Source organism: Paenibacillus sp. FSL R10-2778 (assembly GCF_038593035.1).
GTDB lineage: Bacteria > Bacillota > Bacilli > Paenibacillales > Paenibacillaceae > Paenibacillus_AQ > Paenibacillus_AQ odorifer.
Map to the genome: position 1 here is coordinate 1,158,342 of NZ_CP151956.1, position 17,432 is coordinate 1,175,773.

Consider the following 17,432-nt stretch of genomic DNA (forward strand, 5'->3'; position numbering starts at 1 on the left):
ACCGCGAAGGTTAACAGCCTGTCGTCTCTTGAATGAGATGGCAGGCTTTTTTGTATGGATTTAGAGTGGTGAGTAATTTATATAATACACGCTAAGAACGGGAGTAGTAGAGTTTGACGGTGAACAGAGAGCTGCGGGTTGGTGCGACGCAGTCACCGGATTTCTTGAAGCTCGCCCGGGAGCGGAGCGGCGGAACAAGAGTACGCTGCCTACGGCTGTCCTCGTTATCGGACCTTTCCGGATTTAAGCTGGCATGCCAGCTTGAACCGGGAAGAAGAGCTGGACGCAGCTTTGAGGCTTGTTATTAGTGACAGCTGATGCGTCAAAAAGAGTGGTACCGCGGAGGGGTAACCCGCCGTCTCTTTATTAGAGACGGCGGGTTTTTGCGTTCTTGTAGAAGAAGTCCGGGGAATGGACTCAACGCTACATAAGACGCCAAAAGTGAACACTCTGCACATTGTGCAGAGATTCATTTGTTTCAGCTGCCGGCAGCAGTGGGTGGGAAATGAGCAGAACCGCAAGTCGACGTGTGGTTCTGCGCTGAAGCATAGGATAGAGATAAGGCATCCAATTACATGAAAACAAAACTAGGAGGAATTCAGATGATTATTCCAGTTAAGAAACGTATTCAAATTTTCGATACGACCCTGCGTGACGGTGAGCAGGCCCCTGGGGCTAGTCTGACTCCTGAGCAAAAAATATTGCTGGCTTATAAGCTAGCTGATCTGGGTGTTGATGTAATGGAGCCGGGGTTCCCGGTATCGAGTCCTGGAGATTTTGCAGCGGTGCAGACGATTTCGCGCAAGGTGCGCAACGTGGAGATTTGTGGTTTCGCGCGGGCCGTAAAAGGGGACATCGATGCTGCAGTCCGGGCCACTCAAGATGCTGAACGTCGGCGGATTCACTTGTTTATCTCCTCTTCTGATATTCATTTGCAGCATCAACTGCGTATGAGCAGAGCTGAAGTCGTAGCTAAAGCGCGTGAGATGACGGCTTATGCGCGACAATTCTGTGATGTAGTTGAATTCACGGCCATGGACGCTGCGCGGACAGGGATTGATGATCTGATTGAAATGGTTGAGGCGGTTATAGAGGAAGGGGCCTCCATTATTAACCTGCCGGATACAGTAGGATACGCATTGCCACATGAATATGGCGAGATGTTCCGGAGAGTGCGGCAGGGAGCAAGAGGTGGTGGCAAGGTCAGCTATAGTGCCCACTGTCATAATGACTTGGGGCTGGCTGTAGCTAACAGTCTGGCAGCGATTGATGGAGGGGCGACTCAGATAGAAGTCACCGTGAACGGTGTAGGCGAGCGCACAGGGAACTGCGCACTGGAAGAGCTTGTTATGGCGCTTGAAACCCGCGGCGATGCAATCGGTGCAGAAACAGGTATCGTGCTGGATAAACTGTATGATACTTCCCGGCTGATTAGTGGAGCGATGCATTTCCCAATCGCCTATAACAAGCCGGTCGTCGGAAGAAATGCCTTCCAGCATGAGTCCGGGATTCATCAGGATGGCCTGCTCAAGGATCGTAGTACCTATGAGATTATGGATCCCGAACGGCTGGGCATCCCCCGCAGCATGATCATTCTGGGCAAACATTCTGGCAGACATGCGCTGAAGGATCGGGCTGCGAAGTATGGAATAACGCTGGAGCCTGCGGAGCTGGATGCACTTTATGAGTCCTTTAAAGAGACCGCTGACCGTCAAAAGGTTGTCAGTGATGACCAGCTGCTGCAAATGGTAAGCAGTACAACTGGACAACAAGCTCAGGTCTATGAGCTGGGTGAGGTTCAGGTATTGGCGGGCAGTGCCCAGCGCCGTGTAGCTGCAGTTACGGTACGCCATCTGCAGACTGGCCGGGAAACGTCACATACCAGCACTGGCGAAGGCCCGCTTGAAGCGATTATCGCCGCTATTGGGCAAGGGATCGCTGAGGAGATAGACTTTGCAGGACTCGAGCTTCATTCGCTTGGAAGCGGAGAGAATGCGCAAGCAGAAGCAGCGGTGATGGTGGAGTGGGAGGGCCTTAAATTCAGAGGCACGGCCACTCACCAAGATATAATTATGGCGGCAGGCATCGCTTATATCGCAGCCTGTAATGCCGCCCTGCTCTCTACACAGATTGTCTAAAATACGACGTGCCCGCTGTCAGTTTAGGAGATAGCGGGTTCTTTTTTAGCAGAAAATCAGTCTTGTAAAATGGGGTTACGTCTTTTGTCAAGTTGTGGACAACGTTATCCACATATTCTGCCTGAGTTGTGTAAAAAGTGCGTAAAATCAGCAATAACGGCTTTTTTCAAAATGCTCTAATAAACAATTTTGTTGGCAATGAAACACTGTGAGAATTGTGGATAATGTGGATAGATCCGTGGATAATAATTCCTTTTCCTTGAAAATACCGATTTAACGCATAAAAAAGACCCCGAAGGGTCTTTTGAAGTAGGGAGTTATACACGAAACCTGTGTATAGAGCTGTGGATAACTATTTATGAACAAATCTAGAACGATGAAAAAATATTTATAAGGAGGATTTACATTATTCGTCAGCAAGGATTTCCCATTCGCTAAAGAAATCTGTCAGCTGAGATTTTTTGTTCTTCAGGTCCTCTTCATAACCTTGAAGTGCTAAATAATCCTGATAAACTTCAGGTTTAGTCATTTCATGCTCTATAAATACGATTGATTCTTCAAGTGAGGCGATGTTCTCCTCAAGCTCTGCGATACGCCGTTTGCGGTTACGCTCTTCACGCTTAGCCTGCTTGTCTGCTTCAAAAGAGGTTACAGCGCTTTTTTCAGGTACAGCAGTGTCCTTATTGACGTTTTTAGTAGCTAGTTCAGCGGCATCTTTTGCAATCTCTTCTAATTCTCGTTTCTTCTCGACATAGTCATCGTAGTTGCCGAGGTATTGGTCGATCCCTTCGGGATGTAGCTCCAGTACTCTTTCCGCCATTTTGTTCAAAAAATAACGGTCATGGGAGATGAACAGCAGGGTGCCTTCGAAATCAATTAAAGCAGATTCCAGAACTTCACGGCTGACCAGATCCAAATGGTTGGTAGGTTCATCGAGAATTAGCATATTTGCACCGCGGAGCATTAGTTTAGATAACGAAACCCGAGCTTTTTCGCCGCCGCTGAGTGCGGAAATCTTCTTAAGAACATCCTCTCCGCTAAAAAGGAAATTACCAAGGATCGTACGAATTCTGGCTTCCTCGATCATTGGATATTCACTCCACAGTTCTTCCATAACCGTATTTTGTGGATTAAGGCGGGTCTGTTCCTGATCATAATAAGCAATTTTTACTTTAGTGCCCCAATTCACCGTTCCAGCAGAAGGCTCACGGGTTCCGGTCATACACTGCAGCAGTGTGGATTTACCGATACCATTGGGACCGATCAGGGCAGCAGTCTCCCCCCGACGAAGCTCAAAAGAAGCGTCCTTAAATAAAGGTGAACCTTCATTAAAGGCAACCGCAACATTGCGCACTTGAAGCACCTCTTTTCCAGACATAAAGTCTGGCTCAAAGGAGAAGCTAGCCTTCTTCAGATCACCCATTGGACGATCTAGACGATCCATCTTCTCAAGCGCTTTGCGTCTGCTCTGCGCACGTTTTGTGGTGGAAGCCCGGACAATATTTTTCTGAACGAAATCCTCCATTCGAGAAATTTCATCCTGTTGCTTCTCATATTGCTTCATCCGTGCTTCATATTCGGCAGCCTTCAAATCTACATAACGACTGTAGTTACCCGTATAACGCCGGGACTGGTGCCGCTCGATCTCTACAATAGTGGTCACGAGACGGTCTAGGAAATAACGGTCATGGGATACAACCAGAATCCCGCCAGCATAGCTGCGGAGGTAATCCTCCAGCCACGTTAACGTTTCGATATCCAGATGGTTAGTAGGCTCATCCAGCATCAGAAGATCTGGAGCCTGAAGCAAAATACGGGCCAGCGCGAGCCGGGTCTTTTGGCCTCCACTAAGGGTAGAAATGGGTGTATCTGGTGGGAAATCACTGAAGCCCATGCCGTGTAGGACACTGCGAATCCGTGTATTCATTTCATAGCCGCCGTGGTCCTTGAACCAATCCGAGCGCCGCGCATATCGTTCAAGCAGTTCTTCGTACCGCTTGGGGTCTTCCGCGAGCTTAGGATCAGCAATACTTACTTCTAACTCTCTCAGCTCCGTTTCGGCTTCGATCAGCGGAGCGAAGACCGCCATCATTTCTTCATGAATGGTTTTGTCAGATTGCAGTCCGCTATTCTGAGCTAAATATCCGATTGTTGTTTCTTTTGATTTATGAATTTGACCGCTGTCATAAGACATCTCACCGGCCAGAATTTGTAGAAAAGTTGATTTGCCGGCACCATTCACACCCACTAGCCCGACACGTTCCTTTTCATTTACCTGTAGGCTTATGCCATCCAGTACGTTCTGTATACCATATGATTTAGTAATTCCTGTCGCTTGAAGAAGCATAACGATGAAACCTCCACCCTTGCATATTTCGCCTTGGTATTTATCCCTCAGCCGTATGAACAACTTATTCTATAGTTTACATGAAAAGCGTTTCCCAAGCGAGGGTTCGATCTAATGTAAGGAGGGAATAACGACCTAGTCCGATAACACAGTTCTATCCACCTTGGCGAACCGGGGAGAAGAGTGGTAAACTGGATTTACAAACAAGGATAAGCTAGGGATGAATAAGAGGGGGAGGCCGACAATGTCCAGCAAGGAGTCGGAGATCTCCAAAGTAAAGCAACAATTACGAACGGAGAAGACCATCGCCCGAAACGAGCTGTCTTCGGACCAGAGAAGTAAACTATCATCTGAAGTCTGCCACTATGCATTGGAGTGGCTGGAGACGAAGGGTATAACTTCACTAATGGCCTATGTGTCTTTTCGTTCAGAGCTTGATACCCGCCCACTTATCACACAGGCGTGGAAAGATCAGCGTAAGGTGCTGTTGCCGCGTGTAATTCCAGCAAGCGGTGAAATGAGTATCCACGCGGTGAATGCATGGAGCGATTTAGAGCCGGGGGCTTATGGTATCCAAGAACCTATTGTCTCCAGCAGAGATTTATTAGAGATTGAAGAGATTAAGCTACCTGCTGTTGTGTTCGTACCAGGGCTAGCATTTGATCTTCAAGGCGGCAGGCTTGGCTACGGTCGAGGATACTATGACCGGTTACGTGCGTCTTGGGAGAAAGCCGGGGACGTTAGCGCACAGCCCCCGATATGGATCGGGTTAGCTTACGGCATGCAGTTGGTTCCAAGGGTGCCGATGGATGAGCATGATGCTTTAATGGACATGCTGATTACTGAAAATGGTATAGTGCACTGCCGAAAAGGAGAGTGAGCCATGGAATTGACCCATTTCAACGAGCAGGGAAGAGCTCGTATGGTGGATGTGAGTGAGAAGGAGATTACGAAGCGGACAGCTGTCGCGCGGAGTATGATCAAGATGGCTGCTGGAACGCTGAGCGCCATTAAGAGTGGCAAGATCAGCAAAGGTGATGTCCTTGCTGTTGCACAGATCGCCGGGATTATGGCGGCTAAGAAGACGTCAGACTGGATTCCGATGTGCCACCCGCTGCCACTTACCGGTATTGATATCAGCTTCTCCGATAACAGCGAAGATGAACTTTATATAGAAGCAACAGTCCGTACTACAGGAAAAACCGGAGTAGAGATGGAAGCCTTAACCGCTGTTTCTGCCTCAGCACTAACGGTGTACGACATGTGTAAGGCTATTCAGAAGGATATGATTATCGGACCGACGCTTCTGGTATCTAAGAGCGGGGGCAAGAACGGAGATTATGCGCTCGAATAAGTATCAGCTGCTTTTGTTCGAAGCGCTGAGGCGAGCAGGCTGAACTGTACAGCCAACTATACATATAGAGAGGAAGGACAAACCTATGGCGTGGAAGACAGCAATCCTAACGGCCAGTGATAAAGGGGCCAGGGGCGAACGGGAAGACACGAGCGCCCAGGTTATTCGGGAGCTGGTGGAAGAGGAACTAGGTGGCGAGATCATTGAATATCGAATCGTTCCCGATGAACAAGATGAGATTATCGCAGCCTTGATTGAACTGACGGACTATTTTCAGGCAGATTTGGTACTGACCACCGGAGGCACAGATCTGGCGATTCGTGATGTGACCCCGGATGCTACTCGGCGAGTAGTAGAACGGGAAGTGCCTGGGCTCTCAGAAGCTATGCGAAGCACAGTGATGCAAAAAAACCGTGCAGCTATGCTTTTTCGTGGGATATGCGGCATTCGCGGTCGCACGTTGATTGTCAATTTACCTGGAACGCCGAAGGGTGTTCATGAGAATCTGGCAGCTATTATGGATCAATTACCGGAAGCACTGCTCATGGTAACTGGCCAATACCGCCAATAACCCTTTGTCATCTTCTTGTCACGTCACAATGATAATCTATTTATAGAAGAAAGTGGATGTAACTGTGACATAAGTTATGGTATTATTAAATTAAAGTAAACGATACCATGAACGGACAGGTGGACAAGGAGGAATAATAATGTTTAGTGGAATTGGTACTCCTGGTATTATTTTGTTGGTCATACTGGCACTTCTGCTCTTTGGCCCAAATAAACTGCCAGAGCTAGGCCGTGCAGTTGGACGAACCTTCCGTGAATTTAAGGAAGGCGCGCGTGAAATCATCGGGGATAATGAACCGGTGAAGAAGAGCGAAGCTCCTGTGCCGACGGCCCCGCAAACGGTCGCTGCAGATATTCCTCAGGACAAACGCCTGCCGGAATAATAGAAGATCTTTCAATGGGGCATTCTCAGGAGTCTACTAGACTTGAGGAGACGCCCCTTTTTCTTTGCTTTCCGCAGCAACGGACACTGCTTTGAAGAAAGTTAGTGTTATCTTTTTTACTCTTGTCATGGGATGGTGTCTGGATGTCTCTGAAATCGGAAGAAATGTCGGTGGTGGATCATCTCACCGAGCTGCGCAAACGGATTATTTATGTGTTAATCGTATTTGTCCTTGGATTAATAGGCGGATTATTTTGTGCAAAGCCCATTTACGATTATTTGATTAGCACGGACCTGGCGCAAGGTTTTGTTCTGCATGCATTCTCATTCTGGGATGGCATTGGGATGTACATGAAGATCGCGATGGCCGTTTCGCTAGTGATTTCTGTCCCGTTTATTGCCTACCAGCTGTGGGCGTTTATCAGTCCGGGCCTGCGGCCGGAGGAGCGAAGTGCGACACTTCGATATGTTCCCTATGTGTTTGTTCTTTTCCTTATCGGTCTTTCTTTTGCTTATTATATTGTTTTTCCAATGGCACTTTCGTTCACAATCTCAATTACCAGAAGCATGGGACTGGAAGAGACCTACGGGATTGCACAGTATTTCAACTTCATGTTCAGCCTGGTATTGCCGCTGGCATTGCTGTTTGAACTTCCATTGCTGGTGATGTTTCTGACCAAACTAAGAGTTCTCAACCCGCTACGCTTGCGTAAAATGCGTCGGTACGCCTATTTCACGCTTGTTTTTATTGCTGTAGTTATCACGCCCCCGGATTTTATCTCAGATTTTCTGGTGACGATTCCACTGCTCATTTTGTATGAGTTCAGTGTATTTTTATCTGCATTTGTCTACCGCAAGCAACTTGCTGCGGACGCGGCACGGGATGAACGGTATGTTCAGAAGCAGGAGTGAGGAGAGAGGCTGCCGCTAAGTAGATTTTCTACGAATGTGGCAGCTTTTTTGCTATAAGTTGATTTCATTAGTTGGATTGAATACACTTAGTAAGTAATTGTTATCGATCGATCAGGATCATTAGATGCAAAGGTCTAACCATTCTAGCAACGTTCATATCTATAAGGGGTGAGAGGAAAGCGCTGGAATCCTACGCATATTTTCAAAACCCGTGGATACAATGTAATAGAGTGTGTGCTTGGACAAGCATTGAAACGTATTTTTTTGCGAAAACTAATACGAATTTGTGTAAAAAGACTTGAAATCCGGGCTCAAGTTGAGTATCATAAAAATTGTTGTTAGCACTGCACGCTGTTGAGTGCTAACGCTCTTGAAAAATAGGAGATGGGCTGGAGATTAGCAGGGTTCCATTGATATTTTTCAAGAACATCACAGCATTCTAAGTTTGACCGGTAAGTTCTAAACTATGTTTTGAAGCAAAATAACATAATTTTAAAGGAGGCTATTTTTTCATGATCAAACCATTAGGTGAACGCGTATTGGTGCTACCGAGCGAGCAGGAGGAAACAACTTCATTCGGGATTGTGCTTCCGGACTCCTCGAAAGAAAAGCCACAAGAAGGAACTATTATTGCAGTAGGCAGCGGAGCTTTGAAAGATGGAGTACGTGTAGCACTTGAAGTTAAAGAAGGCGACCGTGTTCTTTTCTCAAAATATGCAGGAACAGAAATCAAATATGAAGGTAAAGAATATTTGATTATGAAAGAAAGCGACATTCACGCGATTCTTGACTAAGTAAGAGTCGATCATAAGCTAAATCTAAACTACTTAAAGTAATAGGATATACAAAAAATTCTAGGAGGTAATTACACAATGGCTAAAGAAATTAAATTCAGTGAAGAAGCTCGCCGCTCTATGCTTCGTGGTGTAGATGCTCTGGCAAATGCGGTAAAAGTTACACTTGGACCAAAAGGCCGCAACGTGGTGCTTGAGAAGAAATTTGGTAGCCCACTCATCACTAACGATGGTGTAACGATCGCTAAAGAAATCGAACTTGAAGATGCATTCGAGAACATGGGTGCTCAACTGGTTAAAGAAGTTGCTACTAAGACTAATGATGTAGCCGGTGACGGTACTACAACTGCAACGGTTCTGGCTCAAGCTATGATCCGCGAAGGTCTGAAGAACGTAACTGCTGGTGCTAACCCAATGGTTATCCGTAAAGGTATCGACAAAGCGGTTCGTGCAGCTGTTGAAGAATTGCAAAAAATCGCTAAGCCTATCGAAGATTCCCAAGCTATCGCTCAAGTAGCTGCTATCTCTGCTGCTGACGATGAAGTAGGTCAATTGATCGCTGAAGCTATGGAAAAAGTAGGTAAAGACGGTGTTATCACTGTTGAAGAATCCCGTGGATTCGCTACTGAGCTTGAAGTAGTAGAAGGTATGCAATTCGACCGTGGTTACATTTCCCCATACATGATTACTGATACAGACAAAATGGAAGCTGTTTTGGAGAATCCATACATCTTGATCACTGATAAAAAAATCAGCAGCACTCAAGAAATTCTTCCATTGCTTGAAAAAATCGTTCAACAAGCTAGACCGCTTGTTATTATCGCTGAAGATATCGAAGGCGAAGCACAAGCTATGCTGATCGTGAACAAACTGCGTGGAACATTCAACGCTGTTGCTGTTAAAGCTCCTGGCTTTGGCGACCGTCGTGAAGCTATGCTGCAAGATATCGCTGCCCTGACTGGTGGCCAAGTGATCACTGAGAAGCTCGGTCTTGATCTGAAGAGCACTTCCATTGAACAACTGGGTAACGCACGTCAAGTACGCGTAACTAAAGAAAACACAACAATCGTAGACGGAAGCGGCGACAAAGCGGACATTAATGCACGCGTAAGCCAAATCCGTGCTCAACTGGAAGAAACAACTTCCGAGTTCGACAAAGAGAAATTGCAAGAGCGTCTGGCTAAATTGGCTGGCGGCGTAGCCGTTGTCAAAGTTGGCGCTGCAACTGAAACTGAACTTAAAGAGCGCAAACTTCGCATCGAAGATGCCCTGAACGCAACTCGCGCAGCGGTTGAAGAAGGTATCGTATCCGGTGGGGGTACAGCTCTTGTGAACGTATATAACGCTGTTGCTGCTGTAGACGTAACTGGCGACGAGAAAACAGGCGTTAACATCGTGCTTCGCGCGTTGGAAGAGCCAATTCGCACCATCGCAGCTAACGCTGGTCAAGAAGGTTCCGTAATCGTGGACCGCTTGAAAAAAGAAGAAGTAGGTATCGGCTACAACGCTGCTACTGGTGAATGGGTGAACATGTTCGAAGCGGGTATCGTTGACCCTGCTAAAGTAACTCGTTCCGCGCTTCAAAATGCTGCATCCGTAGCGGCTATGTTCTTGACTACTGAAGCAGTTATCGCTGACAAGCCTGAGCCTGAAAAAGGCGGCGGCATGCCAGATATGGGCGGCATGGGTGGAATGGGCGGCATGATGTAAGGAAATCATTATCGAAGCAATTCGATGATGAGTTTCCTTGAGAGGAAACACCATTTGACCACATAGTACAAAAATGAGAGACCTTTCATAAGTTCATTGAACTTTTGAGAGGTCTCTCATTTTTTTGTGGGTATAATTTAATCTAATTCTTGCTCTAAAACAGTTTTTACTAAACGACGTACTTCATCTGTTGATCTTGTATCCATTAATTGATTTCTTAGTTCGCCTGCGCCTCTAAATCCACGAACATAGATTTTGAAAAAGCGAAGAAGTGGTTTAAATAAACGTGGCTCAAGTTCATTTGAATATTTATCGTGAAGATCCAACTGTAAAAGAAGTAAATTGAGGAAATCCTTCGCGCTGTGTTCTTTAGGTTCTTTTTCAAAGGCAAATGGGTTGGTGAAAATGCCGCGGCCAATCATGACTCCATCAACGCCGTATTGTTCTACTAATTTTAATCCTGTTGCGCGGTCAGGAATATCTCCATTAATAGTTAACAACGTATTTGGAGCAATTTCATCGCGTAATTTTTTTATTTCAGGGATTAGTTCCCAGTGTGCCTCTACTTTACTCATCTCTTTTTTTGTACGAAGGTGAATGGAAAGGTTCGCAATATCTTGTTTCAATATATGTCCTAACCAGTCGCGCCACTCGTCAATGTCAGAGTAACCTAATCTTGTTTTAACACTAACCGGCAATCCACCTGCTTTTGCTGCTTGAATAATTTCTGCTGCAACTTCAGGATGTTTTATTAATCCGGCACCTTTTCCATTCGATGCGACGTTTTGTGCTGGGCACCCCATGTTTAAATCGATACCACGAAAACCAAGTTTTTTCATATCAATGCTCATCTGTTCAAAAAATACGGGTTTATCACCCCAAATATGAGCGACAATCGGTTGCTCATCTTCTGTGAACGTTAATCGACCACGTACACTGTCTTTTCCTACAGGGTGACAATAGCTTTCTGTATTTGTGAATTCTGTGAAAAATACGTCGGGTTTCGCAGCTTCACTAACGACGTGCCGAAATACAACATCTGTGACATCTTCCATGGGCGCTAATATAAAAAACGGCTTCGGTAAATCAAGCCAAAAGTTTTGTTCGTTACTCATATTATCTCCTCTTGTTGTAATATATAAAAACGATATAAGGATAGCAAAGTCCTATACCCATCATACATAGTATCATTTTTTTTCGTTTGATGCACAGAATCAATGATATGAGAATGTTCATCCACGGCTATTTGTTTATAATCTGTTTATTGATACTTGTTATAATCCTGTAGATGAAAAGTTTGTAATATAAAGTCGAATTGTGTTAACGAATCGATTATAGACAAACGACATAACGCATCCAAAGAACAGGGGGATAAGCAAGTGAACAAAAAGCAATGGATAAGCTCTATATTGGCTGCTGCTGTATTATCAAGCCCTATCATTATGCCGACCAAAGGATCGGCAGCGGCTTCCTTTATTGATATTGATGGCTCATATGCAAAGAAAGCGATTGTTGAGCTATTCGATCAGGGGATAGTGACCGGTGTCGGAGAGAGTAAGTTCTATCCTACGTCGAATATTACAAGGCAGGATTTTGCAATTATTTTAGCAAAGACATTAAAGCTGGATGTTTCGAACCCTCCTGCACTGCCAACCTTTCTGGACGTTCCCACAAGCAACTACGCATACAGCTATGTAGAGGCAGCTGTCAAAGCCGGATTGATTAAGGGCACAGGCAGTAATCTTTTCGGTACGGGGCAAAATTTATCACGTCAGGATATGGTCGTCATGTTCGTGAGAGCATTGGGAGTCAATCCTACGGGTAAAGCTGGAACTTTGCAATTTGCTGATAGTAGCCAAATTGCTGATTATTCCAAAGATTTTATAGCTGCTGCTGTGGAATATGGATTGATTACCGGATATAATAATTTTTTTAATCCTGATGCCAAAGTAGATCGTCAGGCCGTAGCTCTAGTAGCCTCTAAGTTTCTGAAGTTTAAGGAGAACGGAAACACTGAGCAGCCCGCCTCCACCCCAACTGCTCAACCGAGTAAAGAGCCGGTAACAGTGCCTACTCCTGTTGTTGGAGGGTCTTCCTCTTCGCAAAGTGAGCATAGCAGCAATTCAGATACAAATGCACCTATGGTTGAAAGTACCAAGTTCGAGGCGATCGATAACTACAACGGGACACAAGATCAGCTTCGCGGGTTAGCGGGAGCCATTGGCGAGCAAGGAGCAGCGGTACAAGCCTACCTGTGGACGGATGCGAATGAGAACGGTGAAGTAGATGCCGATGAGTTAGGAACAGCCATCGCATTAGGCACCAGCGAAGCAGACGGATCTGTGAGTGCGGCCAATATTGGGGATCTGAACGCAGGAACGTATCGTTTCGTGATTACCGCTAAGGATTCATCCAATAATGAATCAGCGAAGAACGCTGCACATGCGGTTACGGTGACCTTAAGCAAAAACGAAGTTCCGGATACGAGTGCACCAGTAGTGGACGCAACTAAGTTCGAAGCGATTGACAACTACAACGGGACACAAGATCAGCTTCGCGGGTTAGCGGGAGCCATCGGCGAGCAAGGAGCAGCGGTACAAGCCTACCTGTGGACGGATGCGAATGAGAATGGTGAGGTAGATGCCGAAGAATTAGGAACAGCCCTCGCATTAGGCACCAGTGCAGCAGACGGATCTGTGAATGCAGCCAATATTGGGGATCTGAACGCAGGAACGTATCGTTTCGTGATTACCGCTAAGGATTCATCCAATAATGAATCAGCGAAGAACGCTGCACATGTGGTTACGGTGACCTTAAGCAAAAACGAAGTTCCGGATACGAGTGCACCGGAAGTGGACGCAACTAAGTTCGAAGCGATCGACAACTACAACGGGACACAAGATCAGCTTGGCGGGTTAGCGGGAGCCATCGGCGAGCAAGGAGCAGCAGTACAAGCCTACCTGTGGACGGATGCGAATGAGAACGGTGAAGTAGATGCCGATGAGTTAGGAACAGCCATCGCATTAGGCACCAGTGAAGCAGACGGATCTGTGAGTGCGGCCGATATTGGGGATCTGAACGCAGGAACGTATCGTTTCGTGATTACCGCTAAGGATTCATCCAATAATGAATCAGCGAAGAACGCTGCCCATGCGGTTACGGTGACCTTAAGCAAAAACGAAGTTCCGGATACGACTGCACCGGTAGTGGACGCAGCCAAGTTCGAGGCGATCGACAACTACAACGGGACACAAGATCAGCTTCGCGGGTTAGCGGGAGCTATTGGCGAGCAAGGAGCAGCGGTACAAGCCTACCTGTGGACGGATGCGAATGAGAACGGTGAAGTAGATGCCGATGAGTTAGGAACAGCCATCGCATTAGGCACTAGTGCAGCAGACGGAGCTGTGAGTGCGGCTAATATTGGGGATCTGACCGTAGGAACGTATCGTTTCGTGGTTACGGCTAAGGATTCATCCAATAATGAATCGGCGAAGGACGCTGCGCATGCGGTTACGATTGAGCTTGTTAATGGTATTCTGACCACACCTACGGTTACTAGCTCTATATATGGCTTTGACGGAGGTGGCGGTTCAAAAACAAAACAACTGATAACGGGTTCTACACAATCGCGCATTCGCTTCGACTTTTTCTCCGGGGAAAGCTTTACGAATGCTGAAATTCAGGTAACGCTGGAAGGAATTACCTTTACCGCAAACGACTATTATACCATTAGTGGATGGACACATCCGACGAGTGATCAAATTAGCAATAATGGGCATACGTTAACTTTCACAGGAAGTAACATAGGTGTTTCGGATATCGCTTTTGAACTTCATAATAAAGTGATGCCGGCACCCGGGACCTATCTCATTAAGTTCAAAGCAGATGCGGATGGACCTGGAACAGCCAGATCTTATTCCGAGGAACAAGTCATTACCTTAATTATTTTGCCACCGGCTTAAACTAGAAGCTTCTCATGAGTTCTTTGAACTTGTGGGAAGCTTCTTTTTTATGAAAAATAGGATTGCTCAATATAGTCTAAATGAGTATTATGAGTAAGGTATGTTCATATAAAAATAGAGATAAACAGGATGGAGAGCACCATGAAAACAACACGTCAGAACGCATTGATTTTCTCGTTTACTTTTATGGCTTTTATTCTGGGTACGACGGAGTATATTATTGTTGGTTTACTCTCTCAAATATCCTCAAGCCTCGGAGTTACGCTTGCGACAGCCGGGGGATTGGTATCTGGCTTCGCGATTTCTTATGCCATTGGCACACCAATTATGATGTCCTTGTGCAGCCGTGTTCCGAAACGGATTACGATTCTTGTATCACTTGTATTGATTTTACTGCTAAATTTGTGGAGTGCTGTAACTGGAACTTACAGTATGCTGCTGGTGACTAGAATAGTTACTGCCATACTATGTGGCTTTGTTCTTTCTGTAGCCATTACGGTAGCGAATGAAGCGGTTGATCAGGAGAAGAGAGGCAAAGCGATTGCTACAATTTTGAGTGGCTTTGCTATTGCGAATGTTTTTGGTGTGCCGATTGGTACTTTCGTCGGGCAGTTTTTTAATTGGCCAGCAGCGTTTGTTCTGAATGGGATATTAGCTGGAGTTGCCATAGTCCTAAATTATATCTATATACCACGCCAATTACCGAAACCTGTGCCTAGCTCACTTAAGGATCAGATCGGATTGCTCACAAACGGCCGCATTATTCTTGCATTTCTCATTCCGGTTACGGCAGTGGGAGCCGTATTTGTGATGTACACTTACATTACACCTATACTGGAGCAAGTCATGAACGTTCCTAAAAGCTCGGTTAGCGGTGTGCTGTTTGTATACGGAATTGCCACGATTGTCAGCAACTGGATTGGTGGCAAGGTTGCGACCGGGAATGCGGTTAGTAAGCTGAGATTCGTGTTCCTTATCCAAGCTGTGGTCTATGTTATCTTTAGTATGACCGCATCTGTTTCCATTCTAGGAATGATTGTGCTAATGGCTCTAGCCATGATGTCGAGTATTGTGAGCGCCCCTGCGCAGCTCTATTTGATTGACTTAGCTAAGCAGTTCTCACCAAAAACGAAGGATCTTGCTGCCTCATTGAATCCAGTAGCCTCAAACCTGGGAATTGCAGGCGGGTCCGCGATCGGTGGAGTGGTTGCCGGGCATGGAGGATTAATCTCTCTTCCTGTAGCTGCTGCCATCCTGGCGATATTGGCCTGTGTGATTACGTTGATATGTTATAAGATGGATCATCAAAGCCAAGCAGCGGTCATCACTCAGCATCATAACTTAACCTAATGAGATGATATAAAATATCCCGGCTTCATACGAGTTCATTGAACTTGTGTGGAGCCTTTTTTATATGGAAAGCTTCAAAGCGTTGACTTCCTACAGATTCAGTGCTAAACTTATCTTAAGTTAAAGATATTTAAAGTGAAGATAAAAACTCGATGCTATCCACCAAAGAGCTTGTACAGTAGAAAAAGATCTTTTTTTTAAGTAATATCTTAACATTAAGATAATTAAACTAAACTTTCTTGTTCTTGGGAATTATATTACGAGTCAAAATCAACTAAACATTAGGAGGGTATAACAATGAGAAACTTAAAAGGGATTCACCACGTTACAGCCATCACAAGCAGCGCAGAGAAAAATTACGAGTTTTTTACTTACGTGTTAGGTATGCGTCTAGTGAAGAAAACAGTTAATCAAGATGATATTCAGACGTATCATTTGTTTTTTGCAGATGATAAGGGCAGCGCCGGAACAGATATGACCTTCTTTGATTTTCCTAACATCCCTAAAGGGGTTCATGGAACTAACGAGATTGCGAAAACATCCTTCCGGGTACCAACAGATGCTTCATTAGACTACTGGGTTAAGCGTTTTGATCGGCTTGCAGTGAAGCATACCGGCATTAAAGAGCAATTCGGCAAAAAGACATTATCCTTCGTAGATTTCGATGATCAACAGTATCAACTTATTTCAGATGAATTGAATAAAGGTGTCGTATCAGGTACACCGTGGCAAAAAGGACCTATCCCTTTGGAGTATGCAATAACTGGTTTGGGACCGATCTTTGTACGAATTGCTGATTTCAACTACTTCAAAGAAGTATTGGAGAAAGTGATGTTGTTTAAAGAAATTGCTCAGGAAGAGACGTATCATTTATTTGAAGTTGGCGAAGGCGGAAACGGTGCACAAATTATTGTAGAGCATAATGAGTTCTTACCGAATTCACGCCAAGGTTTTGGGACTGTTCACCATGCTGCTTTCCGTGTAGAGGATCGTGCGATGCTGGACGAGTGGACAGAGCGTTTTGAAGGCTTTGGATTCCAAACTTCAGGATATGTAGATCGTCACTTCTTCGAGTCGTTGTATACACGTGTTGCACCACAAATATTGTTTGAGCTTGCCACTGACGGGCCAGGATTTATGGGAGATGAGGAATATGAGACCGTTGGCGAGAAGCTTTCATTGCCACCTTTCTTGGAACCTAAACGTGAGCAAATTGAGAAGTTAGTCCGTCCTATTGATACCGTTAGAAGTACGATCGACTTTGTGAAAGAGTGAAGAAGGGGCTGAGGAAATTGATTTCAATTGATCCAAAGCACAACAGTGAGCGGGAAAATTACAAATTATTAATTGGCACTATTATTCCTAGGCCAATAGCCTTTGTCACAACACAATCAGAAGAGGGTCTCTTAAATGGTGCACCTTTTAGCTATTTTAATATCGTTTCGTCTAATCCTCCAATGGTTTCATTGGCAATTCAAAGACCAGCAGGGCGTTTAAAAGATACAGCCCGTAATATTTACGATAATCAACAGTTTGTTGTGCATATTGTAGATGAGGAGAATGTTGCGAAGATCAATCAGACTGCAGCCACATTACCTGCTTCTGAAAGTGAAATTGAATTGGCGAATCTTACACCGATTCAAAGTACAAGTGTAGCTGTGCCTGGCGTTTTGGAAGCGAAGGTGCGGATGGAGTGCAAGCTTGTTCAAGCAATTCCTCTAGGGGGCGAAGAACCTGGGAGTGACTTGTTTATTGGCGAAATTGTTCAATTCCATATCGATGAATCGATCTATCAGGAGGGGCATATTGACCCGAGAGTTCTAAACGCTGTGAGCCGCTTGGCGGGAAATAATTACGCAACCCTTGGAGAGATTTTTACAATAGATAGGCCGGAATAAGCAACTATAGAATAG

The 17,432-nt window shown here is 45.4% G+C and carries 14 protein-coding genes and 2 other annotated features (1 of these 16 only partly in view); of the genes, 12 read left to right on the forward strand and 2 right to left on the reverse strand.

Going from position 1 to position 17,432, the window contains the following annotated elements; all coding sequences use genetic code 11:
- Positions 1-32: a binding site (T-box leader), on the forward strand; it begins 263 nt to the left of the window's first position.
- Positions 33-84: 52 nt separating this feature from the next.
- Positions 85-366, forward strand: a binding site (T-box leader).
- A gap of 236 nt (positions 367-602) precedes the next feature.
- Positions 603-2,138: a 2-isopropylmalate synthase gene (locus NST40_RS05005; protein WP_036676518.1), complete on the forward strand. Its 1,536-nt coding sequence runs from the start codon at positions 603-605 to the stop codon at positions 2,136-2,138.
- Between the two features lie 406 nt (positions 2,139-2,544).
- Here NST40_RS05005 and NST40_RS05010 read toward each other — a convergent pair whose 3' ends face one another.
- Complete coding sequence (locus NST40_RS05010; protein WP_076219612.1) at positions 2,545-4,485, reverse strand: ABC-F family ATP-binding cassette domain-containing protein; 1,941 nt, start codon at positions 4,483-4,485, stop codon at positions 2,545-2,547.
- Between the two features lie 244 nt (positions 4,486-4,729).
- Here NST40_RS05010 and NST40_RS05015 point away from each other — a divergent pair, with 244 nt between their 5' ends.
- The 7 genes from NST40_RS05015 to groL all read left to right on the forward strand — a co-directional run bounded on the left by NST40_RS05015 (position 4,730) and on the right by groL (position 10,207).
- Positions 4,730-5,365 carry a 5-formyltetrahydrofolate cyclo-ligase gene (locus tag NST40_RS05015; RefSeq protein WP_341001260.1) on the forward strand — a complete coding sequence of 212 codons (636 nt, stop codon included), beginning with the start codon at positions 4,730-4,732 and terminating at the stop codon, positions 5,363-5,365.
- A gap of 3 nt (positions 5,366-5,368) precedes the next feature.
- Positions 5,369-5,839, forward strand: a complete 471-nt coding sequence (moaC, locus tag NST40_RS05020; protein ID WP_076129224.1) for a cyclic pyranopterin monophosphate synthase MoaC — start codon at positions 5,369-5,371, stop codon at positions 5,837-5,839.
- A gap of 85 nt (positions 5,840-5,924) precedes the next feature.
- Positions 5,925-6,410, forward strand: coding sequence for a MogA/MoaB family molybdenum cofactor biosynthesis protein (locus tag NST40_RS05025; protein ID WP_036676512.1), 486 nt, complete (start codon positions 5,925-5,927; stop codon positions 6,408-6,410).
- A 139-nt stretch (positions 6,411-6,549) separates the two neighbouring features.
- Positions 6,550-6,792, forward strand: coding sequence for a twin-arginine translocase TatA/TatE family subunit (locus NST40_RS05030; RefSeq protein ID WP_036676510.1), 243 nt, complete (start codon positions 6,550-6,552; stop codon positions 6,790-6,792).
- A gap of 143 nt (positions 6,793-6,935) precedes the next feature.
- On the forward strand, positions 6,936-7,703 hold the full coding sequence (gene tatC / locus NST40_RS05035) for a twin-arginine translocase subunit TatC (RefSeq protein WP_038568942.1): 768 nt from the start codon (positions 6,936-6,938) through the stop codon (positions 7,701-7,703).
- 512 nt (positions 7,704-8,215) lie between these two features.
- Complete coding sequence (gene groES / locus NST40_RS05040) at positions 8,216-8,497, forward strand: co-chaperone GroES (protein ID WP_036676506.1); 282 nt, start codon at positions 8,216-8,218, stop codon at positions 8,495-8,497.
- A 78-nt stretch (positions 8,498-8,575) separates the two neighbouring features.
- Positions 8,576-10,207, forward strand: a complete 1,632-nt coding sequence (gene groL / locus NST40_RS05045) for a chaperonin GroEL (RefSeq protein ID WP_076129222.1) — start codon at positions 8,576-8,578, stop codon at positions 10,205-10,207.
- A 137-nt stretch (positions 10,208-10,344) separates the two neighbouring features.
- On the opposite strand, the gene NST40_RS05050 is transcribed toward groL, so the two are convergent.
- Positions 10,345-11,322 (reverse strand): tRNA-dihydrouridine synthase, encoded by a 978-nt coding sequence (locus NST40_RS05050; RefSeq protein ID WP_076129221.1) that lies wholly within the window; start codon positions 11,320-11,322, stop codon positions 10,345-10,347.
- Between the two features lie 264 nt (positions 11,323-11,586).
- On the opposite strand from NST40_RS05050, the gene NST40_RS05055 reads away from it, so the two are divergent.
- The 4 genes from NST40_RS05055 (at position 11,587) to NST40_RS05070 (ending at position 17,417) form a co-directional block, all read left to right on the forward strand.
- Entirely contained in the window at positions 11,587-14,169 is a 2,583-nt protein-coding gene (locus NST40_RS05055) for an S-layer homology domain-containing protein (RefSeq protein WP_342410461.1), read from the forward strand.
- 141 nt (positions 14,170-14,310) lie between these two features.
- The gene (locus NST40_RS05060) at positions 14,311-15,519 is read left to right on the forward strand and encodes an MFS transporter (protein WP_342410462.1); all 1,209 of its coding nucleotides are present in this window, start codon (positions 14,311-14,313) and stop codon (positions 15,517-15,519) included.
- 297 nt (positions 15,520-15,816) lie between these two features.
- Positions 15,817-16,794, forward strand: coding sequence for a ring-cleaving dioxygenase (locus NST40_RS05065; RefSeq protein WP_076187299.1), 978 nt, complete (start codon positions 15,817-15,819; stop codon positions 16,792-16,794).
- A 17-nt stretch (positions 16,795-16,811) separates the two neighbouring features.
- Positions 16,812-17,417, forward strand: coding sequence for a flavin reductase family protein (locus tag NST40_RS05070; protein WP_038568951.1), 606 nt, complete (start codon positions 16,812-16,814; stop codon positions 17,415-17,417).
- Positions 17,418-17,432: the final 15 nt, after the last annotated feature.

Bases quoted from the DNA above. Each gene is read 5' to 3' on its own strand.
- groES (WP_036676506.1), top strand. From the start codon at position 8,216: ATGATCAAACCATTAGGTGAACGCGTATTGGTGCTACCGAGCGAGCAG.
- NST40_RS05050 (WP_076129221.1), bottom strand. From the start codon at position 11,322: ATGAGTAACGAACAAAACTTTTGGCTTGATTTACCGAAGCCGTTTTTT.
- NST40_RS05015 (WP_341001260.1), top strand. From the start codon at position 4,730: ATGTCCAGCAAGGAGTCGGAGATCTCCAAAGTAAAGCAACAATTACGA.
- NST40_RS05025 (WP_036676512.1), top strand. From the start codon at position 5,925: ATGGCGTGGAAGACAGCAATCCTAACGGCCAGTGATAAAGGGGCCAGG.
- NST40_RS05030 (WP_036676510.1), top strand. From the start codon at position 6,550: ATGTTTAGTGGAATTGGTACTCCTGGTATTATTTTGTTGGTCATACTG.
- moaC (WP_076129224.1), top strand. From the start codon at position 5,369: ATGGAATTGACCCATTTCAACGAGCAGGGAAGAGCTCGTATGGTGGAT.
- NST40_RS05065 (WP_076187299.1), top strand. From the start codon at position 15,817: ATGAGAAACTTAAAAGGGATTCACCACGTTACAGCCATCACAAGCAGC.
- groL (WP_076129222.1), top strand. From the start codon at position 8,576: ATGGCTAAAGAAATTAAATTCAGTGAAGAAGCTCGCCGCTCTATGCTT.
- NST40_RS05005 (WP_036676518.1), top strand. From the start codon at position 603: ATGATTATTCCAGTTAAGAAACGTATTCAAATTTTCGATACGACCCTG.
- NST40_RS05060 (WP_342410462.1), top strand. From the start codon at position 14,311: ATGAAAACAACACGTCAGAACGCATTGATTTTCTCGTTTACTTTTATG.
- NST40_RS05010 (WP_076219612.1), bottom strand. From the start codon at position 4,485: ATGCTTCTTCAAGCGACAGGAATTACTAAATCATATGGTATACAGAAC.
- tatC (WP_038568942.1), top strand. From the start codon at position 6,936: ATGTCTCTGAAATCGGAAGAAATGTCGGTGGTGGATCATCTCACCGAG.